The following is a 21,496-nucleotide window of genomic DNA, read 5'->3' on the forward strand; positions in this document are numbered from 1 at the left end:
GTGCAGTCGAACCATCATGACTTTTGCCTCCGTAGTTCCTCGATCAGCTCACGCATCGTCTCGCGACCTATGAATAATGCACGACGTCGCGGATCAATGCAATCGTCCGGGACCTGACAATTACTCTTGCAGCGGTTTTTCAGTTCGTGCTAGACCCCGCGTTCCGGCAGCAGCAATTGATTACACAACCTGAAGTTGCTCAGCATTTGTAATACAGCCTTCCTCGGTTGCCAAGGTCAGGCTCCGGCGCCGCCGAGGGGCTTCGCTGGCAGTGGGTGGGAGGATGAGCCGGTGGAGGATAGCTACGACCGGTTCATCTCGCGAGGGCAGAGACCGTATTGATGTCAAGAGGGCAGATCGCTGTCTGACATCTTCGGACGCAGTCCGGATCTCTCCTGTCCGCGACTCCGCAGATCTCGCTTCACGGCCTCGGGGCTACGTTTGGTCAATTCGGCCAACCACTCGCAGGCCGCTTTCTCAAGTGCGATCCGAGCGCGCGCCTCCGATTCGAGCTGGTTGACTTTCTTTTCGAGTCGGGACAGGCGGCGGGCTTCACTCTGCATCCGATACCCGAACACCCAGCCGCCAACGGCTACCAGCAGGGTGACCACGTAACCAGCTGCTGCAATCAGAAGGGTTTCGCTCATCTCATCACCCCACCCACAGAACACTCATCCCCACCATCCCTGTATCCGGCACACCGATCACGGTGATGATGACTTCTTCCTCGTCCTGCTTGCACAGGTGCAGGTGCAGATAGGCGCCATCCGCCAGCGGCAGCCAGCCGATGGACTCGGCCGCTACCTCGGCCAGAAATTGCGCGTCTTCAGGGTTGATGTCCTTATCCATCGCCTTCTCAATGCAGCACGGCGCTGCCGGGCGGTGCTGCTCACCGAAACCGACTGGGCGCAGTTCGATGAATCCGTGCGCCGGCGGCTCTATGTCGCGCTCACCCGCGCCGAATGGCGCGCGGCCGTGGTGCTCAGCGAACGGGCAGAGCGCGATGTGAAAGCGCAGCTGGAAAAGTGTCAGGTTCCGAGTTTACCGGAAAACGGGGATGATCGAGATTTCCTTGTGATGCGTGGCCCCATCAGTGCAGGGCAGCGAGTGCGGCTTCCGGTGCCTTATCCAGCACTTTGAGCAATGCTTTGGCGGCACCCGTCGGGCAGCGCTTTCCTTGTTCCCAGTTGCGGATGGTGTCCAGCGGAACATTGATCCGCTCGGCAAATTCCGCTTGGCTTAGCCCCAAACGCAGGCGGATGCGGCGCACGAAACGGGCGACGTCTTGCACTGCTTCGGCTTCATCGGCAGCGGCCTGTCGGGCAATGTCGGTCTCCGTCGTGCTATCCACCCGCTCAGGATCGATTCGCCCTGCATCCAGCGATTCTGGAATTGCGGGGTCAATCTTCATGCGTACGATTTTCATAGTGCTTGACCTCCCGTTGGTTGGCCTTTCGGGCCGAGATGATGCGAATCGCGCCATTCCTTGGCGTATAGACCACGACGAAGAGCCGACCTTCGATCTTGCCCATCAATTGGTAACGCTCTTCTCCATAGCTGTATCGGGTGTCAGCCTGGATCAGGCGATTCGGATCGAAGAAGGCTCTGGCCGCATAGGCGAAATCAAACCCGCGCTCGACGAAGCACGTTTCGCTTTTTGCCTCATCCCATTCGAAGTCCATGGCTGAATTGTAGTTCAACGGACTACAAGCCACAAGGGAACCCGCTTCGGATTGGTGTGGCGTTGCAGATGAAAAGCGAAAAACGCCCGGCTCCTGGCCGGGCGTTTCGTTTTCCGCGACGGGGCAGAGGTCAGCCGCAGGTGCCGACCGCGCCGCAGGCGGTGCAGAAGTCGCAGCCGTCTTTGCGGATCACGGCGTAGTTGCCGCATTCGCTGCAGCGCGCGCCTTGCATGAGCTTGGGATCGCGCTCGTCACGCGGTGCTTCCAGCAGGCCCATTTCGCGGATGGGGAATCCCCGTTCATCCAGGATGCCGAGCATGGCGTAGCGGTGGATGATGAGGCGGGCGAGGTAGGCCACGGTGCTGGGGAAGTTCTGCTGGCGCCGGTCGCCGGGCACGAAGGCCATGAAGTCGCCCAGGGGCTCGGGGTAGTTGAGGAGCTTGCGCAGTTTCATGCCGATCCAGGCCGGGTCGATGACGCGCATGTCGAGCGACAGGATCCGGGTGAGGCCGTCGAGCGAGCGCGGATAGTGACCGGCAAGCCACATGGCGTAGGGTCGGGTCATGGGGCCGGCGCCGTCGGGCGAGGGCAGGGTGATCTCTTTCAGGCCCAGGATGAAGTCGTCGCCCGTGGTCGGGTTCTGGATGTCCACCGTCCAGGAGAGCGTGCCTTCCGTGCCGGTCTTGGGCTCGTGGCGGCTGAAGAGGCTGTCGAGCACGGGGGTGTCGCCGAGGTGCTCGAAGGCGCCGAGCCGTTCGCAGCGGTAGCGTACCACCTGACCGAAGGCGGAGACGACGCTGGGGAAGCGCTTGGGTTCGCCATGCGGCGGGAAGGGCATGTCGAAGGATTTCTCGCCCACGACTTTGGCGAGCTCTTCGAGTTTGAGCTGCAGCCAGCCGCGGTCGTTGGCGCGCATGTCCATGGAGAGCGTCTTGGCAACCGCGCCGAGGCCGCGGGGCTGGTCGGCGCCATTGACCCAGACTTCGAAGGGGAAGGCGCCGTGCCCGTTCTGGTCGATGTGGCCGACGAAGAGCGCGAATTCGCCTTCCGGCGTTTCGAGCATGTAGGTCCAGGCGGGGTTGCCGTCGGGCAGTTTCGGCCGCCCGGGCCAGCGCAGGCTGGAGAGGACCGGCGCGGGTAGTTTCTGGATGGACAGGCGCCGGTTGGCGTCGGTGAATTCGAGTTCGCTCGTCTCGGCCGTTTTTTCCTTGGGAGGCTCGACCGTGAGGATGGCGCCGACGACATTGTTGGGCCGGTAGGTGGCCAGCCCCTTGAGGCCGGATTTCCAGGCGAAGGTGTAGAGGTCTTGGAAGTCTTCGTAGGGGTAGTCTTCGGCGACGTTGACGGTCTTGGAGATGGAGGTGTCGATGTAGGGGGCGACCGCCGCGACCATGGCGGCGTGGGCCTTGGCCGAGATCTCGAGCGCGGTGACGAAGGCCGGCGGCAGGTGTTCCACGTCGCCGCCCAGGTGCTTGTAGAGGCGCCAGGCGTGGTCTTCGACGCTGTATTCCTTGAAAGTGCCGTCGGCCATGCGCTTGCGCCGGGTGTAGGTGTAGGAGAAGGGCGGCTCGATGCCGTTGCTCGCGTTGTCGGCGAAGGCGAGCGAGATGGTGCCGGTAGGCGCGATGGATAGCAGGTGCGAGTTGCGCAGGCCGTGCTTGCGAATGAGCGCCTTGAGTTCGGCGGGCAGGCGCGAGGCGAAGTTGCCGCCGGTGAGGTAGAGGTCGGGGTTGAAGAGGGGGAAGGGGCCGCGTTCCTTGGCGAGTTCCACCGAGGCGGCGTAGGCCCGGTCGCGCATGTAGCGCGAGATCTCGGAGGCGGTGAGGCGCGCTTCTTCGGCGTCGTAGCGCTTGCCGAGCATGATGAGCGCGTCGCCCAGGCCGGTGAAGCCAAGGCCGATGCGCCGCTTGCTCATGGCCTCGCGCTGCTGCTCGGGCAGGGGCCAGTGGGTGACGTCGAGCACGTTGTCGAGCATGCGCACGGCCACGTCGATCACTTTGCCGAAGGCCTCGAAATCGAAGCGTGCTTCGTCGGTGAAGGGGTCACGCACGAAGCGCGTCAGGTTGATCGAACCGAGATCGCAGCAACCGTAGGGGGGAAGGGGTTGCTCAGCACAAGGGTTGGTGGCTTCGATCGTTTCGCAGTAATAGAGGTTGTTGTCCTGGTTGATGCGGTCGATGAAGAGCACGCCTGGTTCGGCGTGGTCGTAGGTCGAGCGCATGATCTGGTCCCAGAGCTCGCGCGCGCGCACCTTGCGATAGACCCAGAGTTTGTCTTCGCGCTGGTAGGCGCCGGCCGCCTTGATCTCGGGGCCGGGCTCGGCTTTGTGCACGAGTTCGACCATCTCGTCGGCTTCGACCGCACGCATGAAGGCGTCGGTGACCGCCACGGAGATGTTGAAGTTCGACAGATCGCCCTGGTCCTTGGCGTGGATGAAGGTTTCGATGTCGGGGTGGTCGCAGCGCAGCACGCCCATTTGTGCGCCGCGCCGCGCGCCGGCCGATTCCACCGTTTCACAGGAGCGATCGAAGACGCGCATGTAGGAGACGGGCCCGGAGGCGTTCGACTGGGTGCCGCGCACGAGCGCGCCGTGCGGGCGGATGCGGGAGAAGTCGTAGCCGACGCCGCCGCCGCGGCGCATGGTTTCGGCCGATTGGGCGAGCGCCGTGTAGATGCCGGGGTAGCCGTCGACCGATTCGGTGACGGAGTCGCCCACTGGTTGGACGAAACAGTTGATCAGCGTGGCCTGCAGCTGGGTGCCGGCGGCGCTGTTGATGCGCCCGGCGGGGATGAAGCCGTGCTCCTGCGCCCAGAGGAATTTCTTCTCCCAGGCGGGGCGTTCTTCTTCCTTCTCGACCGCGGCGAGCGCCCGGGCGACGCGCCGGCGCACGTCGGCGACGGTGCGTTCGTCGCCTTTGGCATATTTTTCCAATAGGACCTCGGTGGAGATCTCCTGCGGCGGGAGGTTGTCGACGGTGGGTTTGGCGGGAGTCTGGGTGGTGTTTTTCTGGCTCATCTCGATGCTCCTGGGCGTTGCGCTGAAGCGAACTATAGCCCAGAAATCGGGTAAACGCAAAAAATTAAAGTATTTTAAAATCAATAACTTATAAAAAATGTAGTTGTTTCAAGGCGTTGTACATACGACATTTAGTATGACAAAAGTATCGGATTTTGGCGAAAACCGGCGCCGCGACAGGGGGTGCGGCACGACGAAGCGTCGAAAAATCAACTGCGCAGCAGATCGAGGCGAAAATGCAGTTTGAGAAATTTCTGGAAACGCCGCACCGTCTCGAGCGCGCTGCGCAGTTCGGCGCGCTGCAGGCGGCCGAGGCGGCGTAAGGGGAGGGCATTGCGCGCGGGCTCTCCGGCGGCGAGGCGTTCGAGCTGGGCGTCGAGCCGCAGCCGGGTGAGGAAGGCGAAGGCGGCGGCGAGCTCGGCCGCTTCGGCTTGCGGCAGCACGCCGAGCGCGGCGAGCCGTTCGATGCGCTTGAACGTATTCCCCTCTAGTGCCCGGTGTTGGATGGAGAGGATGCGCACGCCGTCGGTGATGGCGAAGATGCCGGCTTTCTTGAGATCGAGCAGGTCCTCTTCGCCGGTGTTGGGCTGGATGCGGCCGAACCAGCCCAGAGGGACGGCAAAGCGCAGGGTGTTCTGCGCCATGCGGGCGAGTACCAGAGGGTCGCTCTGCGCGTGTTCGTAATAGGCTTCGCGCAGCGGCTCGGCGAGCGCGGCGTTGCCCGCGAGGGGTTTGAGGTCGGCCAGCATGCTGGCGTTCATGAGGTGGGCGGAAGTAGGCTTTTGCAGCCATTCCCAGAGGAGGATGCGCCATTCATGTACCGAGCGGCGCCAGTCGGGGTTGCGCGTCATGATGCCGCCTGGGCAGGGGGGGATGCCGATGTCGATGAGGCGTTGGGTGAGCGTCTCGCCAAATGCATCGAGCGCGGCGAGTTCTTCCAGGGTGCAGTCGTCGGCGTAGACGAAGGCGTTGTCCTGATCGGTGGCCAGCGTCTGCTCACCGCGCCCCTGGCTGCCCAGGGCGAGGAAGGCGAGCTTGTCTTGGAGGGCCGGATCGGGCAGGGTGAGTTCGAAGACGCGGCGGGCGAGCGCGTCGTCGAGGAAGGCGATCACTTCGACGAGCTCGCGAATGGGGGTCCCGGCACGGGCGAGGACACCGACGAGCCGCTGCAGGTCGCGCTGCAGGGCGGCGAGGGTGGCGAAATCCTCGGCGTGTTCGATGTCGAGCGCGAGCTGGTGCGGCGAGTGGCGCTGCAACCGGAGCAGATCGGTTTGGCTGAGAATGCCGACGAGGCGCCCCTCGGCGTCGACGACACCGAGCCGGTGGATGCGGTGGCGCGCCATGAGGTAGAGGGCGCGGTGCAGGGGTTCGGCTGCGCCCACCGTCACCAGGGGCGTGCTCATGATCTGGGCCACGGTGAGGGTCGAAGGCAGGCGGTTTTCCGCGACGACGCGGTTGCGCAGGTCTCGGTCGGTGAGGATGCCGAGGGGGTGTTCGGGCGCCTCGGCCACGATGAGGCTGGAGATGCTCAATTCCCGCATGCGGCGTGCGGCGGCGTCGACGGAGGTCTCGGGCGGGCAGGCGTGGACCGTGCCCGAGCACCATCGCCCTACCGGCTGGAACAGTGCGCTTTCTTCCGTGGCCATGAGATCCTCCTCGCGGCGTCATTCTAGCCGGGAAGAGGCGGCGCTGGGGTAGACTTGCCGCTTCAGTGTGGTACGAGAGACGCGGCGTGTTGCAGCAAGGAGAGTCGGACGACGAGCGCTTCATGGCGCTGGCGCTTGCGGAGGCGGAGAAAGCCTGGGCGCTTGGCGAGGTGCCGGTGGGGGCGGTGGTGGTGCACGAGGGCGAGGTGATCGGGCGGGGCTTCAACCGTCCGATCGCGAGCCGGGATCCGACGGCGCACGCCGAGATCGTGGCCCTGCGCGAGGCAGCCCTGCGGCTCGACAACTACCGGCTGCCGGGCTGCGTGCTCTACGTGACGCTGGAGCCTTGCCTGATGTGCGTCGGGGCGATGCTGCACGCGCGGCTGGCGGGTGTGGTCTTCGGCGCGCCCGATCCGAAGACGGGGGCGGCAGGCAGTGTGCTCGATCCGTTCCGGGAGCGGCGGCTCAATCATCACACCTCGGTGCGCGGCGGGGTGGCGGCCGAGGCCTGCGGCGCGCTGCTGCGGGCATTTTTCGCCGAGCGGCGCCTTGCGCGGAAAAAGGAGCAGGGATGTTGCTGATCGTGGCGCTCGATGCGCAGCGGTTGTGGTGCTGCGAGGAAGGAAGGGTGGTGGCGAGCTATCCGGTGTCGACGGCGGCCCGCGGGGCGGGACAGCGGCGGGGCAGCCTGCAGACGCCGTTGGGGTGGCACCGCATCCGTGCCAAGATCGGCGCCGGGGCGCCGCTGGGGGCGGTGTTCGTCGGACGTCGCCCCACGGGCGAAATCTGGACGCCGGAACTGGCGGCGGCGCACCCGGGGCGGGATTGGATCCTCACCCGCATCCTGTGGCTGTGCGGCGAGGAACCAGGCTTCAACCGCCTGGGCGAGGTCGACACCATGCGCCGCTATATTTACATCCACGGCGCGCCGGACACGGTGCCGATGGGCGTGCCCGGTTCCCACGGCTGCATCCGCATGCGCAATGCCGATGTGGCCGAACTCTTCGACCGGGTGCCGGTGGGGACGAAAGTGCGGATCGTGGCGCGGGCGCAGGAGGCGGCAGAGTCGCTCGCATCGGCCTCCGAATGAGCGGCTGTGAAGGCAATGTCGCGAGCGGCGCTGTAGCGAGGCGCACGGAAGAGGCAGCGCCGCGTAACGTCACCCCGCCGTCGCGCAGCAGGTGATTCGGGCGGCCCGTCAATCGCTTGGCGTCACGCTGAACCGCACGCTGCCCGCCGCTTCGCCCGCTTCGTTCCAGGTGATCTCTTCGACTTCCGTGACGCCATCGGCGCGGCGCAGCACCAGGGTGCTGCAGCGCGTGCCGTAGCCCGGGGTCTGTACGAAGATCGCCGACAGGGCCCGTTCCCAGTCGGGGGCGATGCCGGTGTCGGGCAGCAGCTCGTCCGGGGCGTGCGCCCGGTCGGTGAGCAGCGCCAGCAGCCGCTCGTGCGAGGGCTGGGGAAAGATGGCGGCGCCGAGCAGTTCCCGCGCGCGCTCGGCCTTGGGCCAGGGGGTGTTGAGGAGCGCGTTCGACAGAACGTGCAGGCCCGGGGGGATGGGCGCGACGCGGCCGGTGCGCGATTCGAGGATCGCCGCCTCGTCACGGTCGATCACGAGGAGATTGAAAGGCGGGTACTCGTCCTTGCGCTCGGCCAGGCGCTCGAGCACGGCGAGCGGGGCGGAGTCGGCGAGCGCCGCGGCGACGACGAGGGCGCCGCGGCTGGGGGCGCCGGGGCGATGCCGGGTCGGGTCGCGGTAGTTGGTCAGCGCGGCGAGCCGTCCGCTGCGCGTGAGGGCGAGCCACGTGCCGCCGCCGGTGCGATCGCGCCCGGCGAGCAGCGGCGCGTCGGGCCACCAGTGCATGGGTTCGGCCGGGCGGGCGAAATACTCGTCGCGGTTGGCGGCGAGGATGAGCGGATAGTCCGGGTGTGCCTGCCAGGCGAAGGCGATGAGGCACATGGGCTAATCCAGAGGGTAGGGCAAGGGCAGGGGGGCGGCGCGAGGCCCGTCGGGGGAGCCGAAGCGCACCTCGCCCGTCTCGGCCGCTTCGCGCTGCAGGACGGCGAGCGCTTCGAACCCGCCTTCGGGGCACGGCGCCGCGAGCACGATGCGGCCGGCCGCCTGCTCGCCGAAGGCGGGGGAGAAACAGTCGGCGCCGGTCGCCGGCGGTTCTCCTTCGCGTGCGCCCAGCCGGTACATCCGCCGCTTGAGGCGGCCGAGGTAGTGCGTTCTGGCGACGATCTCCTGGCCGGGGTAACAGCCTTTGGTGAAACTCACGGCGCCGAGCAGGTCGAGGTTGAGCCATTGGAGGAGGAAGGCTTCGCGGTTCTCCGGTAAGAGCCAAGGTAACCCATGGCGCACCAGGGCGAGCCGCCAGTCGACGGTTCCGCCGGGGACGTGGCCCGCGGCGAGCAGCGCTTCGAACCGTGCGGGAGCGGTCTCGGCAGGCAGGAACTCGAGGCCGAGCCCGGGGGCGAGGTGCAGCGCATGGCCGGCGTCCAAGCGTTCGAGCGTGGGGGGTACGAGCGGCGGTTCGATCCGGTCTGGCTGCAGGCGAGCGAAGGCGAAAAGCCCTTCTTCGAGGAGGAATTCGACCTTGCTGCGCAGCCGGTAGCGCAGGAGCGCGACGCGCAGCGGCTCGGCGAGCGCCGCTTCCAGGGCGAGCAGGAAACGGTCTTGCGCTTCCCGCCACAGCAGCATGAGCGCGGATACGCGCCCTTTGGGCGTGAGGAGCGCTGCCCAGCGGGCTTCGCCGACGGGCAGGGCGCGTATGTCGTTCGTCAGGAGATTGTGCAGCAGGGTGGCGGCGTCTGGCCCTTCTGCCTTCAGAACGGCCAGCGAAGGCAGCGGCACGACGCGGAGGGCGTTCTCTGGCGAAGGCGGAGCGAGCACTTCGTCGCCGGCGGGGCGGCAGCGGTGCTGGGCGAGGGTTTCGGCGAGCTCGGGAGTCAGGGGCATAGGAACGACCGGAGGACGGAATTGTCGACGCAATCATTATAGAATCGCGCTTTTGGCCGTCCACCCGGCGGACGGCAGGGCTTTGCGAGGCGCTTCGTGGGTAGGAAAGAACGCAAGGGCGCTTGGCGGCGATGGGGGGCGGCGATCGTCCTGGCGCTGGCCGCGATCCTCGGCCTGAGTGCGGCTTCGGTTTGGTGGCTGTGGCTGCGGCCCTTGCCGATGGCGGCGGCGACGATGGAGGTGGAAGTGCCGCGAGGAGCTTCGGTGCTCGAGGCAGGGCGCGCCCTGGCCCGCCAGGGGGTGGGAGTCGAACCCCATGCCTTGTATCTGCTCGCGCGCTTGCAGCCCGGCAGTGCCATCGTCGCGGGCTATTATCGCCTCGAACGCGGCCTGACGGCGCCGCAGCTGCTCGATCTGCTTCGCCGTGGCGAGCGCATCCGCGAGAGCGTCACCTTCGTCGAGGGGTGGACGTTTGCCCAGATGCGCACCGCGCTGGAGCGCCATCCCTGGGTGGAGAAAACACTTACCGGGGCTGACGAGCGAGCGTTGCTCGCGGCGATCGGCGCAAGCGAAGCGCGGGCCGAGGGGCTTTTCTTCCCCGACACCTACGTGTTCGACCGCAAGACGCCGGATCGCGAGCTCTATCGCTTGGCCTATCGCAAGATGAAAGAGGAACTCGAGACGGCATGGCAGGCGCGCGATCCGGATCTGCCGCTTTCTTCCCCCTACGAAGCGCTGATCCTCGCTTCCCTCGTGGAGAAGGAAACGGGGCGGGCGGAAGATCGCGGCAAGGTGGCCTCGGTCTTCGTCAACCGCCTGCGCCGCGGCATGCCCTTGCAGACCGATCCGACCGTCATCTATGGCCTGGGAGAGGGCTTCGACGGTAACCTGACGCGGCGCCATCTCGGCGAGGACCATCCCTGGAATACCTATACGCGCGGCGGTCTTCCGCCTACGCCGATCTGCCTGCCGGGCCGGGGCTCGCTCTGGGCGGCGGTGCGACCGGAAAAGACGGAGTACCTTTATTTCGTGGCGCGCGGCGACGGATCGAGCGAATTCTCGCGCACGCTCGAGGAGCACAATCGCGCGGTGGCGCGCTGGCAGAAAGGACGAAAAAGCCCATGACCGGATCCGAGGCACGCGCGCCCTTCATCACCTTCGAAGGGATCGACGGGGCGGGGAAGACGACTCAACTCGAAGCTTTATGTCATTTCTTGCAGTCGCGCGGCACGCCGTTCGAGCGCACGCGCGAGCCGGGCGGCACGCCCGCTGGGGAGCGCCTGCGCGAGGTGGTGCTCGCGGAAGCGATGCAACCGGAGACGGAGCTCCTGGTGATGTTCGCCGCGCGCTGCGAGCACGTCCAGGCGCGCATCCTGCCGGCGATCACGGCCGGCCGCTGGGTGGTGTGCGACCGCTTCAGCGATGCGTCCTATGCCTATCAGGTGGGCGGGCGCGGCGTGGACGCGGCGCGCTTCGCCCTGATCGAGCGCTGGGTGCTGGGAGGGTTTCGTCCCGATCTCACCTTCCTCTTCGATCTCGATCCGGCCGTGGCGGGGCGGCGGCTCGCGCAGGCCGGCACCCGGGTGCGGGACCGCTTCGAGCGGCTCGACCAAGCTTTCTTCGCCCGGGTGCGGGCGGCCTATCTCGAACGGGCGGCGCGCGAGCCGGGGCGCTTCGTCGTGCTCGATGCGACCCGTCCGCCCGAAGCGCTGTCGCAGCAGGTGATTGCGGAGGTGCAGCGGCGATGGCCGAGTTGATGCCCTGGCTCGAACCCTTGTACCGGCGCTTCGCGGCGGCGATGGCCGCAGAACGTGCACCCCAGGCGCTCATGCTCGGTGGGCCGCGCGGCGTGGGCAAAGAGGCGCTCGCCCAAGCGCTCGCCGCCCGTTGGTTGTGCGAGCGTCCGCTCGAGGCGGGTGAATCGGCGTGCGGCCAGTGCCGTTCCTGCCGCTTGCTGCATAGGGGCGCCCATCCGATGGCCTGGCGTCTGGCGCCGGAGACTGCGCTCGGGAACGAAGGGCGGCAGATCACGATCGAACAGATTCGCGCCTTGCAGGAAGGCTTGAGTCTGGCCGAGACGGGGCGGCGGGTGGTGACGATCGTGCCGGCCGACGCGATGAACCGCTTCACGGCCAACGCGCTCCTCAAGGTGCTGGAGGAGCCTCCGGCGGGAGTATCATTCCTTTTGGTAACCGATTCGCCGTCGGCGCTGTTGCCGACGGTGCGCAGCCGCTGCCAGGTTTGGTGGATCGCGCCGCCGCGGCGGGACCTCGCCCTCGCCTGGCTCGAGACTCAGGAGGGCGGGGCTCAGGCCGCGCCGCTGCTCGATCTCGCCGGGGGGGCGCCTTTGGCTGCCTTGCGCTGGGCCCGGTCCGGCTGGGGGCGGTGGCTTGAGCGTTTTCTTGCCGAGGCAGGTGGAGATGCGCCGAAGGCCCCCCTGGCGTGGGCGGCCGGGCTGGAGAGTTGGCTCAGGGCCAAGGAGACGCAGGAGAGCGGCTTCGGGCTGGAGGCGTGGATGGATTGGTGGCTGCGCTGGCTGCATGACCTCGCTCGCGTCGCCTCGGGGGCTGCCGCGCGCCATTTTTCCCGAGCCGCGGGGCAGCTCGAGGCGCTCGCCGGGCGGGCCTCCTTGCGTGCCTGGCTCGCGCTGGAGCGTAGGGCAAGGGCCCGGGCCGAGTGGGTGAGGCATCCGCTCAACCTGCGGCTCTTTCTCGAAGACGTGCTGTCGGATTACGTTGATACGGTGGGAGGATGACGATGGTGTTCGATGAAGGGCCGCGAACCGAAATGCGCCCGACGGTGCTGTCGCTGAACGTGGCCAACGTCAGCGCCCTGTACGCTGCCTACATGCCTTTTCTGCTGCGCGGCGGCGTGTTCGTGCCCACGACCAAGCATTACGATCTGGGGGACGAAGTCTTCCTCCTGCTGCAGCTGCCCGACGAACCGGAGCGTTTCTCGGTCTCCGGCACCGTGGTGTGGATCACGCCGGCTGGGGTGCCGGGGAATCGGGTGCAGGGGATCGGCGTGCATTTCGCCGAATCGGAAACTTCCCAGCAGCTTCGGGTGCGCATCGAGCGTAAGCTCGGCACCTTGCTCGGTTCCGGTCGCACCACTCATACCTTGTAAAGGAAAGGAAACGATGACCGTTCTGGTCGATTCGCATTGCCATTTGGATTTTCCCGGGCTTGCCGAGCGCCTGCCGGAAGTGCTGGACGACATGGCCGCGAACGGCGTGGGTTACGCTCTGTGCATTGGCGTGACGCTGGAGGATTTCCCCAAAGTCTTGGCGGTTGCGCGCAGCGACGATCGGCTGTGGGCGAGCGTCGGCGTGCATCCCGATCACGAGGGCGGCGAGGAGCCGACGCTGGAGCGCCTCGTCGAACTCGCGGCCGAGCCCAAGGTGATCGGCATCGGGGAAACAGGGCTCGATTATTATCGGCTCACCGATCGTCCCGAGTGGCAGCGCGAGCGCTTTCGCACCCACCTGCGGGCGGCGCGTGCCTGTGGCAAGCCGGTCATCGTACACACGCGCGCCGCGGCCGAAGACACGCTGGCGATCCTGCGCGAGGAAGGGATCGAGGCAATCGGTGGGGTGATGCACTGCTTCACCGAATCGCTCGAGGTGGCACGGGCGGCGCTCGACCTGGGCATGTACCTTTCCTTTTCCGGCATCCTCACCTTCAAGAACGCCGCGGCGCTGCGCGAGGTGGCGGCCTTCGTGCCCGAGGATCGCATCCTCGTGGAGACCGACGCGCCCTATCTCGCGCCAGTACCGCACCGCGGCAAGACGAACGAGCCGGCCTATGTGCGTTTCGTGGCCGAGTGCCTCGCCCAAGTGCGCGGCGTGCCCTTCGAGCGCATCGCCGAGCGTACCACCGAGAATTTTTTCCGCCTCTTTTCTGGGGCAAGGAGCTCATCGCAATGAGGAACGCTCGTCGATCCACGAAATCTCTTTTTGGCAAGCGCTGGCTGCACACGGTGGTTTTGGCCGTGACCTTGGGCTGGGGAATCGCCCCGCTCTTCGCTGCCGATCTCGTCGAGGATACGGCGCTCGCCGTGCAAAACGGCGACACGGCCACCATGAAGAAACTGCTCGCCAAGGGGATAGATCCAAATACCACCGACGAAAAGGGCAATCCGCTCTTGAATCTTGCCGCCGCCAACGGCGACGAGGCGATGGTGGATCTGCTGTTGCGCTCCGGGGCGTCTCCCAACCGGCGTAACCTCGTCGGCGAGACGCCGGCGATGATGGCGGCGCTCAAGGGGCATGCCAAGGTGCTGCAGCGTCTGATCGATGCCGGAGCCATCGTCGATCACGCCGGTTGGACGCCGCTGCATTATGCGGCGCTACAGGGCAACCTCGAGTGCGTCGAGGTGCTGCTGCGCGCCAAGGCCGACGTGAATGCCGCTGCGCCCAACGGCAGCACGGCCTTGATGCTGGCGGCGCGCAACGGTCACGTGGACGTGGTCAAACGCCTGCTCGCCGCCGGGGCGGATACCGAAAAACTCAACGAGGAAGGGCGAACGGCGGTGAGCTGGGCGCTGGAAAAACGGCAGACCGAGGCCGCGGATCTCATCGAGAAGGCACGGCGCGCCAAAGGCTTGCCGCCGACCAAGGTGCAGCTCGTGATCGAGTGAGTCCTCGAGGGGGGGGAGGGGATGATGGATACGGAATCGTGGTTGGCGCGGGCTCGGGCCCGTGAATCGGTCTGGCGGAGCTGGCGGCACGAGTTGCACGCGCATCCCGAGCTCGCCTATGAAGAGCGGCGGACCGCGGCCTTCGTCGCCGATCGCCTGCGCTCTTTCGGGCTCGAGCCGATCGAGGGACTGGCCGGCACCAGCGTGGTCGCAGTGCTCCGAGGGCGGGGGGGCGACGGCCCCATGATCGCGCTGCGCGCCGACATGGACGCCCTGCCCATCCCCGAGGCCAACACGTTCGCCTACGCCTCGCGCGAGCCGGGCAAGATGCACGCCTGCGGTCACGACGGGCATACGGCCATGTTGCTCGCCGCTGCCGAGCTCCTCGCCGCCGATCCGGCGTTCGCCGGCACCGTCGTCTTCGTCTTCCAGCCTGCCGAGGAGGGGGGCGGAGGGGCGCGGCGTATGGTCGAGGAGGGGTTTTTCGAGCGCTTTCCCGTGCGCGAGCTCTACGGCATGCACAACTGGCCGGGCCTGCCGGTCGGCCAGTTCGCGGTCCACTCCGGTCCGGTGATGGCGGGCACCGAGCGGTTCCGCATCGCCTTGCGCGGTCGCGGCACGCATGCGGCCATGCCGCATCTGGGCGATGATGTCGTCGCCGCCGGGGCGGCGCTCGTGCAGGCGCTGCAGACGGTAGTGAGCCGCCGCGTGGATCCGCTGCAGGCGGCGGTCGTGTCGGTAACACAGTTCCACGCCGGACATGCCTTCAACGTGATCCCCGAGGAGGCAGAGCTCGCCGGTACCGTGCGCGCCTTCGCGCCGGAGCTTTTTTCCCGTATCCGCGAGGAGCTGGAACGCATCGGACGAGGGGTGGCGGCGGCTTTTGGTCTCTCCTTCCGTATCGAGTGGGACGAGGGTTATCCGCCCACGATCAACACCGCCGCCGAGGCGGCGCGCTGCGCCGAGGCGGCCGCCGCGCTCGTCGGAGCGCCGAACGTGCGCCGCAACGAGCCGCCGTCGATGGGGGCGGAGGATTTCGCCTTCTTCCTGCAGCACCGCCCCGGCGCCTATGTCTGGATCGGCAACGGCCCCGGCGAGGGGGGTTGCCTGCTGCATAGTCCGCACTACGACTTCAACGACGAGATCCTGCCGCTGGGGGCGGCCTACTGGGCCACGCTCGCCACGCGCGTGCTCGCGGCATGAACCTGCGGATCACGCTGCGCCTGCTGCGGCGCGATCTGCGCACGCCGGCGCTCGCGGCCATCGTCGCGGCGCTCGCACTCGCCGTCGCCGCCGTGGGCAGCGTCCTGTGGCTCAACGACCGCCTGGGACGGGCCCTGATGAGCGAGGCCGGTTCCTGGCTCGGCGGGGATGCCTTGATCACCGCCAACCGCCCCTGGCGTCCTGAAGTGCTTTCCTGGCTGGATCGTCATCCCGAGCTCGAGCGCGTGCAGAGCGTGGCCATGACCTCGATCCTGCGCGCGGGCGAGCGCTGGCAGCTGTCGGCTTTGCGGGCGATTCCGCCGCGCTATCCCCTACGCGGACGGTTCCTCTTGCGGCGAAATGCCGACGGGCCGGAAGAATCCGTACAAGAAGGACCAGCGCCAGGGGATGTCTGGGTCGACGAGGCGCTGGCGGGCCTGCTCGGTATCGAACCCGGCGACGAGGTTCGGGTGGGGCGCCTCACCCTGCGCGTGTCCGCCATCGTGCGCGTCAATCCCGAGCACGGGGGAAGCTTTCTCGATTTTCTCCCTGAATCCTGGATCAGTCTCGGGGATCTGCCGGCGAGTGGCCTCCTCGGGCCGGGGGTGCGGGCGCAGTGGCGCGTTCATCTGGTCGGGCCTGCGAAGGCGCTGAGTCGCGTGGCCGAGGAGGCGCAAGAGCGTCTGGGCAAGGGGGAAGAATTCGTCTCGCTGCAAGACGGTCAGCCGGCGGTGAAAACGCTGCTCGAACAGACGCAGCGCTTTCTGCGCCTTGCCGTGCTCGCGGCCGTGGCGCTCGCGGCCGTGGCCGTGGGGCTCGCCACGCGCCGTTTCGTGCGCGACCGGCTCGACGTCGCCGCCTTGCTGCGCTGCCTGGGGGCGAGCCGGCGGCAGGTGGCAGCGATCGTACTGGGGGAATTCGTCGCGGCGCTTGCGCTCGCCTTGGTGCTCGGGGCGGCGCTGGGGCTCTTCGCTCAGCAGGGGTTTGCGGTGCTTGCGGCGCAGGTGGTGGAGACGGCGAGCCTTCCTTCGCTGCGGTGGTGGGCCGCCTGGCCGGCGGGGCTGCTCGCCCTGCTGCTCGCCTTCGGCTTCGCCGTGCCACAGCTCGTGGCGCTCGCGCAGGTGACGCCGCTTGCCGTGTTGCGGCGCGATTGGGGCGGCTGGCGTGGCGGGGTGCTCGCCACCGCCGGCGCCGGGGCGCTGGCGCTCTTTGCGCTCACAGTCCTGCTCGCGGGGGAGACGCAACTGGCCTTGGGCGTCTTCGGGGGACTGGTGGCGGGTTTCGCGCTGCTGCTGGTGGCGGGCTCGAGCGGTTTTGCCGCCCTCAGGCGGCTTGCCGCGGGCGCGGCGGTGCCACTGCGCCTTGCCTGGCGCGCACTCGGCAACCAGAAGGGCCTCTCCGCCCTGCAGGCCGGGGCGCTCGCCCTGGGGCTGGCGGCGCTGTGGCTGCTGGCCATCGTGCGTGGCGATCTGCTGGAAGCCTGGCGCTTCAGAATCCCGCCGGATGCCCCCAACCGCTTTCTCATCAACGTGCAGGCCGACCAGATGGAGGCGCTGCGCACGTCCTTTGCCGAGGCAGTGCTAGCCGAACCGCGCTTCTGGCCCATGGTGCGCGGTGCCCGCCTGGTGGCGATCGACGGCGCGCCGGTGAGCGATACCTCTTTCGAAGATCCGCGCGCGCAGCGCCTGATGCGCCACGAGTTCAACCTGAGCTATGGCACGGCGCTGCCCGAGGACAACCGCGTGGTGGCGGGGCGCTGGCACGGCGAGGCGGGTGCGCCGGAGAATGCGATCTCGGTCGAAGAGGGGCTGGCGCAAGCCTTCGGCCTACGGCTGGGCAGCCGTCTGCGCTTCGTCATCGATCTGCAGGAAGTCGAGGGGGTGGTGACCAGCATCCGTCGGCTGCGATGGGAATCGATGAACGTCAATTTCTTCGTCGTCACGCAGCCGGCACTGCTCGAATCTTTTGCCGCTACCTGGATCACGAGCTATCGCCTGCCGCCGGGACGGGAATCCTTCGAGCGGACGCTCGTCGAGCGCTTTCCCAACGTGACCGTGATCGACGTCGGTCGCATCCGCGAGCAGTTCGAACGCATGAGCGATCGGGTGGCGGCGTTGCTGCAGGCGGTGTTCGCCTTCACCCTGGGGGCGGGGGCATTGGTGCTGGCGGTGGGCTGGATGCTGGGGCAGGAGGAGCGGCGCCAGCGCGTGGCCGTCCTGCGGGCGCTGGGGGCGCGTCGCCGGCAGATCCTCGCCACGCTCGCGCTCGAGTTCGCCACGCTGGGCGCCGTGGGGGCGCTGGTTTCGGTCGTGCTGAGCGCGGGACTCGGCCTGTGGCTCGCGGCGTCGGTCTTCCGCCTGGAAGTGGTGCTCAGCTGGGGGCTGCTCGCCGCGGCCGCCGGGTTCGCCGTGCTGCTGGTGGCCGTTGCCGGCATGCTTACGGTGACGCCGCTGCTGCGCCGTCCGCCGCTCGAAGCGCTGCGCTCGAGCGTCGTATAATCGCGACTATCGTTCGATCTCGAGGTGGCCGTGGAGTACTTGTCGACGCGCGGGCAGGCGCCCGTACTGAAGTTTTCCGACATCTTGCTGGAGGGGCTCGCCGCCGACGGCGGGCTCTACGTGCCGGCGCATTATCCCCATATTCCGCTCGAAGAGCTCGAGCGCCTGTCGCGCCTGCCCTATGGGGAACTCGCCTGGGAGCTGCTACGCCGCTACCTCGACGATATTGCCGAGGACGATCTCGCCCGGCTCGTGGTGCGCACCTATACCGCCACGCGCTACCCCTTCGCCCGCCATCCGGCGCGCGCCGCGCGCATCACGCCGCTCACCTGGCTGGAAGAGGGCCGTTTCGGGCTGCTCGAGCTCTCCAACGGCCCCACGCTCGCCTTCAAGGACATGGCCCTACAGCTGCTGGGCGAGCTCTTCGAGTACGTGCTCGAGCGCCGCGATGAGCGCTTGAACATCCTCGGTGCCACCTCGGGCGATACCGGCTCGGCCGCCGAATACGCCATGCGCGGGCGCGAGCGCGTGCAGGTCTTCATGCTCTCGCCGGCCGGGCGCATGAGCCCGTTCCAGCGCGCACAGATGTATTCGCTGCAGGAACCGAACATCCACAACCTCGCCGTCGAGGGGACCTTCGACGATGCCCAGGACATCGTCAAGGCGGTGAGCCAGGATGCCGAGTTCAAGCGCCGCCATCGCATCGGCGCGGTCAATTCGATCAACTGGGCGCGCATCGCTGCGCAGGTGGTCTATTACTTCGCCGGTTATTTCCAGTCGGCCGAGCGCGTGGGCGAGCCGGTGGCCTTCGCCGTACCCAGCGGCAACTTCGGCAATATCCTCGCCGGGCACATCGCCCGCCAGATGGGGCTGCCCATCGGGCGTCTGATTCTGGCGACCAACGAGAACGACGTGCTCGACGAATTCTTCCGCACCGGCGTCTACCGCCCGCGCGCATCGAGCGAGACCTTCGCCACCTCCAGCCCGTCGATGGACATCTCCAAGGCCTCGAACTTCGAGCGCTTCGTCTTCGACCTGGTGGGGCGCGACGCCGAGGCGCTGCGCCGGCTGTGGCAGGCGCTGGAGACACAGGGATATTTCGACCTCAAGGGGACGCCGTATTGGGCGCGCTTGCCCGAATTCGGCTTCGTCTCCGGTCGCAGCACGCATGCCGACCGGCTCGCAACCATCCGCGACGTCTGGACGCGCCACGGCGTGCTCATCGATCCGCATACGGCCGACGCGGTGACGGTGGCACGCTGCGCTGGCATCGAGGACACGCCCGTGGTCGTGCTCGAGACGGCGCAAGCGGCGAAGTTCGCCGAGACGCTGCGCGAGGCGGTGGGATTCGAACCGCCGCGCCCGGCCGAACTCGCCGATCTGGAGCAACGGCCGCAGCGCGTCACACGCCTGCCCGCCGACGTGCAGCAGGTGAAGGACTACGTCGCGGCGCATGCCTGAGCGTCTGTGAAAAAATAGCGGCGACGGCGCGACGGTCCTGCCCGATACAGGGACGTCGCGCCTTTGCTTCTACGTACCCCAAAGTGAAGATAACGGCGCCGCCCAGATCCCGTCCCCGAGAGGCATCGTCTCGCTGCCGTCGTACAGCAATACACCCATCTTGAATTGGCTGCCCGCGAGGCTCGCCAGCTTCTTCAGCCCACGAAGATCGTTTTCCCTAACAGTGGCGGCTGCTTTGACCTCGATCCCCACCAGCTGTCCGGCAGCGTTCTCGATCACGACATCGACCTCGAACTTGTCAGCATCCCGGTAGTACATCAGGCGATAGTCGCCTTCTGCCGTGGTCGTGTGCTTGAGCAGTTCTCCAAAAACGAAGGTCTCCAGCACACAGCCAAACCGTGTCCGATCCCGATGCACTTCCTCGGCGGTCAGATCGAGCAATGCCGCCAGCAAGCCGGAATCGACGAACTGCAGCTTGGGCGTCTTTACCACGCGGTTCAGGCGGTTGCGTGCCCAAACCTCGATGCGCTCGAGCAGGTACATCTGCTCGAATACGCCGACGTAACGCGAGGCGGTCTTGCCGTCCAGCCCAACCTGGCCGCCGAGTTGAGTGTAATTGCACATCTGACCTGCCGTCTGTGCCAAGGCTCGCAGGAATCGCGGCAGCTGGTCTAGCTTCTCGATGCTTGCCACGTCACGGACATCGCGCTGGATGATCGCGTCGATGTACTGACGCGCCCACGCCACACGCCGCCTGGCCGAGGCGCGCGAAATGGCTTCAGGGTAGCCACCACGCAGCACACGCTCGATCAGATCATTGCCCAATGCAGGCCGATCTACCTGGAGTGTCCGGCCGGCGAAGGCGCTGTCGATCCAGTTCGCCGAGCGCAGCTCGATTTCGCTCTGCGACAAAGGCAGCAACGACAGGGTTTCCATCCGGCCAGCGAGCGAGTCGGCAACCGTGGGCAACGCCATCAAGTTGGCCGAGCCGGTCAGCAGAAACCGACCAGGACGCCGGTCCTCGTCCACGCTCTTCTTGATGGCAAGCAGCAACTGCGGTGCGCGCTGGATTTCATCGATCACGGCGCGATCCAGGCTGCGGATCATCCCAACCGGATCTTCCCGTGCCGACAGCAAGGTCAGCTCATCATCCATGGTCAGGTAGCGCAAGCCCTGTTGCGCTGCGATTTGCCGCACCAGCGTCGTTTTACCGGCCTGACGAGGACCGGCCAACAGCACGACTGGCGTGTCCAGCAGGGCTTCAGCGATGCGCGGTTCGATCCAGCGCGGAAAAAGGGGCACCCTGTTCATGCGACGATGGTATCGTAAATCTCGGAATCAAGTACCGTAAATTACGGAATATATCATCTCAAATATCGGAACATGTGAACGTGGATCACGGAACGTAGATTCCCCGATCCCGTCGCCATCCAGGCGATGAGATTGCGGGGTCGTCGTGGTTTTCCCTTCCTTGTGGGCACGAGGGTGTCAAAAGAATCGCTCGGAATCCCGCGCTCAGGTTTCGAGCAGGCGCAGCGAGAGGTCGACGGCACGCACGTCCTTGGTGAGCTTGCCCACCGAGATGCGGTCGACCCCCGTCTCGGCGATCGCCCGCACCCGCTCGAGCTCGACGCCGCCGGAGACTTCGAGCTCGGCGCGGCCGGCGTTGATCCACACGGCTTCCTTCATCTGCTCGAGCGTCATGTTGTCGAGCAGGATCATCTGCGCCCCGGCTTCCAGCGCTTCGGCGAGTTCGTCGAGCGTCTCCACCTCCACCTGGATGAAGGCGTGCGCCGCCCCTAGCGCCTGCGCCCGCGCGAGCGCCTGGCGGATGCCGCCAGCGGCGATGATGTGGTTCTCCTTGATGAGGATTCCGTCGTAGAGTCCCAGCCGGTGGTTGGTGCCGCCGCCCACGTGCACGGCGTATTTCTGCGCCAGGCGCAGCCCCGGCACCGTCTTGCGCGTGTCGACGATGCGGGCGCGCGTCCCTTCGACCGCACGCACGTAGGTGCGCGTGGTGCTGGCCGTGCCGGAGAGCAGCTGCAGGAAGTTGAGCGCCGTGCGTTCGGCGGTGAGCAGCGCCCGGGCGTTCGCCTCCACTTCACACAGCGTCTGCCCGGGTGCGACTTCCGCCCCCTCGGCGGCGTGCCAGGTGAAACTCGCCGCAGGGTCGAGCACGCGCAGCGTCGCCTCGAACCAGGGTTGGCCGCACAGGATCGCCGCTTCGCGGCTGATGACGCGGGCGCGTGTGCGGACATCGGCGTCGATCAGGCGGGCGGTGAGATCGCCCGTGCCGACGTCTTCGGCGAGCGCCTGGGCGACGTTGCGTTGGATCTCGATGCGCAGGGCTTCGGTGAAGAGCATGATGGCATCCTCGCAGGGTGGCATGAGTG

General features: G+C 67.0%; 22 protein-coding genes. 12 read left to right on the forward strand and 10 right to left on the reverse strand.

Features of this window, described 5'->3' with window-relative positions; genetic code table 11:
* Nucleotides 1-344: 344 nt before the first annotated feature.
* The gene (locus tag EPD82_RS10405; protein WP_055424056.1) at nucleotides 345-647 is read right to left on the reverse strand and encodes a hypothetical protein; all 303 of its coding nucleotides are present in this window, start codon (nucleotides 645-647) and stop codon (nucleotides 345-347) included.
* Nucleotides 648-651: 4 nt separating this feature from the next.
* Nucleotides 652-849: a hypothetical protein gene (locus EPD82_RS10410; protein ID WP_055424057.1), complete on the reverse strand. Its 198-nt coding sequence runs from the start codon at nucleotides 847-849 to the stop codon at nucleotides 652-654.
* Between the two features lie 33 nt (nucleotides 850-882).
* On the opposite strand from EPD82_RS10410, the gene EPD82_RS10415 reads away from it, so the two are divergent.
* Entirely contained in the window at nucleotides 883-1,140 is a 258-nt protein-coding gene (locus EPD82_RS10415; RefSeq protein ID WP_141056606.1) for a hypothetical protein, read from the forward strand.
* On the opposite strand, the gene EPD82_RS10420 is transcribed toward EPD82_RS10415, so the two are convergent.
* From EPD82_RS10420 to EPD82_RS10435, 4 genes are all read right to left on the reverse strand, one after another.
* On the reverse strand, nucleotides 1,091-1,411 hold the full coding sequence (locus EPD82_RS10420; protein WP_198289067.1) for a helix-turn-helix domain-containing protein: 321 nt from the start codon (nucleotides 1,409-1,411) through the stop codon (nucleotides 1,091-1,093). The genes EPD82_RS10415 and EPD82_RS10420 overlap by 50 nt on opposite strands.
* The gene (locus EPD82_RS10425; protein WP_055424059.1) at nucleotides 1,401-1,682 is read right to left on the reverse strand and encodes a BrnT family toxin; all 282 of its coding nucleotides are present in this window, start codon (nucleotides 1,680-1,682) and stop codon (nucleotides 1,401-1,403) included. The genes EPD82_RS10420 and EPD82_RS10425 overlap by 11 nt, the downstream gene beginning before the upstream one ends.
* Before the next feature lie 130 nt (nucleotides 1,683-1,812).
* Complete coding sequence (locus EPD82_RS10430) at nucleotides 1,813-4,698, reverse strand: adenosylcobalamin-dependent ribonucleoside-diphosphate reductase (RefSeq protein WP_055424060.1); 2,886 nt, start codon at nucleotides 4,696-4,698, stop codon at nucleotides 1,813-1,815.
* A gap of 209 nt (nucleotides 4,699-4,907) precedes the next feature.
* Entirely contained in the window at nucleotides 4,908-6,344 is a 1,437-nt protein-coding gene (locus EPD82_RS10435; protein WP_055424061.1) for a putative nucleotidyltransferase substrate binding domain-containing protein, read from the reverse strand.
* Nucleotides 6,345-6,430: 86 nt separating this feature from the next.
* Between EPD82_RS10435 and tadA the strand changes: the two genes are divergently transcribed.
* Both tadA and EPD82_RS10445 read left to right on the forward strand, forming a co-directional pair.
* A complete protein-coding gene (gene tadA, locus EPD82_RS10440) occupies nucleotides 6,431-6,925 on the forward strand; it encodes a tRNA adenosine(34) deaminase TadA (RefSeq protein ID WP_218054552.1) in 495 nt (164 codons plus the stop codon).
* Nucleotides 6,916-7,434 carry a L,D-transpeptidase gene (locus tag EPD82_RS10445; protein WP_055424062.1) on the forward strand — a complete coding sequence of 173 codons (519 nt, stop codon included), beginning with the start codon at nucleotides 6,916-6,918 and terminating at the stop codon, nucleotides 7,432-7,434. The genes tadA and EPD82_RS10445 overlap by 10 nt, the downstream gene beginning before the upstream one ends.
* Nucleotides 7,435-7,542: 108 nt before the next feature.
* On the opposite strand, the gene EPD82_RS10450 is transcribed toward EPD82_RS10445, so the two are convergent.
* Complete coding sequence (locus EPD82_RS10450; RefSeq protein WP_141056607.1) at nucleotides 7,543-8,304, reverse strand: NRDE family protein; 762 nt, start codon at nucleotides 8,302-8,304, stop codon at nucleotides 7,543-7,545.
* A gap of 3 nt (nucleotides 8,305-8,307) precedes the next feature.
* Nucleotides 8,308-9,303 carry a CAF17-like 4Fe-4S cluster assembly/insertion protein YgfZ gene (gene ygfZ, locus EPD82_RS10455; RefSeq protein WP_141056608.1) on the reverse strand — a complete coding sequence of 332 codons (996 nt, stop codon included), beginning with the start codon at nucleotides 9,301-9,303 and terminating at the stop codon, nucleotides 8,308-8,310.
* 96 nt (nucleotides 9,304-9,399) lie between these two features.
* On the opposite strand from ygfZ, the gene mltG reads away from it, so the two are divergent.
* From mltG to thrC, 9 genes are read left to right on the forward strand one after another with little or no spacing between them, the layout of a single operon-like run.
* On the forward strand, nucleotides 9,400-10,428 hold the full coding sequence (mltG, locus tag EPD82_RS10460; protein ID WP_206202277.1) for an endolytic transglycosylase MltG: 1,029 nt from the start codon (nucleotides 9,400-9,402) through the stop codon (nucleotides 10,426-10,428).
* Nucleotides 10,425-11,060: a dTMP kinase gene (tmk, locus tag EPD82_RS10465; protein WP_055424066.1), complete on the forward strand. Its 636-nt coding sequence runs from the start codon at nucleotides 10,425-10,427 to the stop codon at nucleotides 11,058-11,060. Before mltG ends, tmk begins: the two co-directional genes overlap by 4 nt.
* A complete protein-coding gene (locus EPD82_RS10470; RefSeq protein ID WP_141056609.1) occupies nucleotides 11,048-12,058 on the forward strand; it encodes a DNA polymerase III subunit delta' in 1,011 nt (336 codons plus the stop codon). The genes tmk and EPD82_RS10470 overlap by 13 nt, the downstream gene beginning before the upstream one ends.
* A gap of 2 nt (nucleotides 12,059-12,060) precedes the next feature.
* Nucleotides 12,061-12,429 carry a PilZ domain-containing protein gene (locus tag EPD82_RS10475; RefSeq protein WP_055424068.1) on the forward strand — a complete coding sequence of 123 codons (369 nt, stop codon included), beginning with the start codon at nucleotides 12,061-12,063 and terminating at the stop codon, nucleotides 12,427-12,429.
* A gap of 13 nt (nucleotides 12,430-12,442) precedes the next feature.
* Entirely contained in the window at nucleotides 12,443-13,228 is a 786-nt protein-coding gene (locus EPD82_RS10480) for a TatD family hydrolase (protein ID WP_055424069.1), read from the forward strand.
* Complete coding sequence (locus tag EPD82_RS10485; RefSeq protein WP_055424070.1) at nucleotides 13,225-13,941, forward strand: ankyrin repeat domain-containing protein; 717 nt, start codon at nucleotides 13,225-13,227, stop codon at nucleotides 13,939-13,941. Before EPD82_RS10480 ends, EPD82_RS10485 begins: the two co-directional genes overlap by 4 nt.
* Nucleotides 13,942-13,965: 24 nt before the next feature.
* On the forward strand, nucleotides 13,966-15,144 hold the full coding sequence (locus EPD82_RS10490) for a M20 aminoacylase family protein (RefSeq protein WP_141056628.1): 1,179 nt from the start codon (nucleotides 13,966-13,968) through the stop codon (nucleotides 15,142-15,144).
* Nucleotides 15,141-17,642, forward strand: a complete 2,502-nt coding sequence (locus EPD82_RS10495; RefSeq protein WP_141056610.1) for an ABC transporter permease — start codon at nucleotides 15,141-15,143, stop codon at nucleotides 17,640-17,642. Before EPD82_RS10490 ends, EPD82_RS10495 begins: the two co-directional genes overlap by 4 nt.
* 30 nt (nucleotides 17,643-17,672) lie before the next feature.
* On the forward strand, nucleotides 17,673-19,103 hold the full coding sequence (thrC, locus tag EPD82_RS10500) for a threonine synthase (RefSeq protein ID WP_141056611.1): 1,431 nt from the start codon (nucleotides 17,673-17,675) through the stop codon (nucleotides 19,101-19,103).
* Nucleotides 19,104-19,172: 69 nt separating this feature from the next.
* Here the strand turns inward: thrC and EPD82_RS10505 are convergent, their stop codons facing one another.
* Nucleotides 19,173-20,414 carry an ATP-binding protein gene (locus tag EPD82_RS10505; RefSeq protein ID WP_055424073.1) on the reverse strand — a complete coding sequence of 414 codons (1,242 nt, stop codon included), beginning with the start codon at nucleotides 20,412-20,414 and terminating at the stop codon, nucleotides 19,173-19,175.
* 204 nt (nucleotides 20,415-20,618) lie between these two features.
* Complete coding sequence (gene nadC / locus EPD82_RS10510; protein WP_055424074.1) at nucleotides 20,619-21,467, reverse strand: carboxylating nicotinate-nucleotide diphosphorylase; 849 nt, start codon at nucleotides 21,465-21,467, stop codon at nucleotides 20,619-20,621.
* Nucleotides 21,468-21,496 lie beyond the last annotated feature (29 nt).

Source organism: Tepidiphilus succinatimandens (assembly GCF_006503695.1).
Lineage (GTDB): Bacteria > Pseudomonadota > Gammaproteobacteria > Burkholderiales > Rhodocyclaceae > Tepidiphilus > Tepidiphilus succinatimandens.

Bases quoted from the DNA above. Each gene is read 5' to 3' on its own strand.
- EPD82_RS10430 (WP_055424060.1), bottom strand. From the start codon at position 4,698: ATGAGCCAGAAAAACACCACCCAGACTCCCGCCAAACCCACCGTCGAC.
- EPD82_RS10435 (WP_055424061.1), bottom strand. From the start codon at position 6,344: ATGGCCACGGAAGAAAGCGCACTGTTCCAGCCGGTAGGGCGATGGTGC.
- EPD82_RS10485 (WP_055424070.1), top strand. From the start codon at position 13,225: ATGAGGAACGCTCGTCGATCCACGAAATCTCTTTTTGGCAAGCGCTGG.
- EPD82_RS10495 (WP_141056610.1), top strand. From the start codon at position 15,141: ATGAACCTGCGGATCACGCTGCGCCTGCTGCGGCGCGATCTGCGCACG.
- EPD82_RS10410 (WP_055424057.1), bottom strand. From the start codon at position 849: ATGGATAAGGACATCAACCCTGAAGACGCGCAATTTCTGGCCGAGGTA.
- EPD82_RS10490 (WP_141056628.1), top strand. From the start codon at position 13,966: ATGGATACGGAATCGTGGTTGGCGCGGGCTCGGGCCCGTGAATCGGTC.
- nadC (WP_055424074.1), bottom strand. From the start codon at position 21,467: ATGCTCTTCACCGAAGCCCTGCGCATCGAGATCCAACGCAACGTCGCC.
- EPD82_RS10445 (WP_055424062.1), top strand. From the start codon at position 6,916: ATGTTGCTGATCGTGGCGCTCGATGCGCAGCGGTTGTGGTGCTGCGAG.
- EPD82_RS10505 (WP_055424073.1), bottom strand. From the start codon at position 20,414: ATGAACAGGGTGCCCCTTTTTCCGCGCTGGATCGAACCGCGCATCGCT.
- tmk (WP_055424066.1), top strand. From the start codon at position 10,425: ATGACCGGATCCGAGGCACGCGCGCCCTTCATCACCTTCGAAGGGATC.
- EPD82_RS10450 (WP_141056607.1), bottom strand. From the start codon at position 8,304: ATGTGCCTCATCGCCTTCGCCTGGCAGGCACACCCGGACTATCCGCTC.
- EPD82_RS10470 (WP_141056609.1), top strand. From the start codon at position 11,048: ATGGCCGAGTTGATGCCCTGGCTCGAACCCTTGTACCGGCGCTTCGCG.
- ygfZ (WP_141056608.1), bottom strand. From the start codon at position 9,303: ATGCCCCTGACTCCCGAGCTCGCCGAAACCCTCGCCCAGCACCGCTGC.
- EPD82_RS10420 (WP_198289067.1), bottom strand. From the start codon at position 1,411: ATGAAGATTGACCCCGCAATTCCAGAATCGCTGGATGCAGGGCGAATC.
- EPD82_RS10475 (WP_055424068.1), top strand. From the start codon at position 12,061: ATGGTGTTCGATGAAGGGCCGCGAACCGAAATGCGCCCGACGGTGCTG.
- EPD82_RS10425 (WP_055424059.1), bottom strand. From the start codon at position 1,682: ATGGACTTCGAATGGGATGAGGCAAAAAGCGAAACGTGCTTCGTCGAG.
- EPD82_RS10480 (WP_055424069.1), top strand. From the start codon at position 12,443: ATGACCGTTCTGGTCGATTCGCATTGCCATTTGGATTTTCCCGGGCTT.
- EPD82_RS10405 (WP_055424056.1), bottom strand. From the start codon at position 647: ATGAGCGAAACCCTTCTGATTGCAGCAGCTGGTTACGTGGTCACCCTG.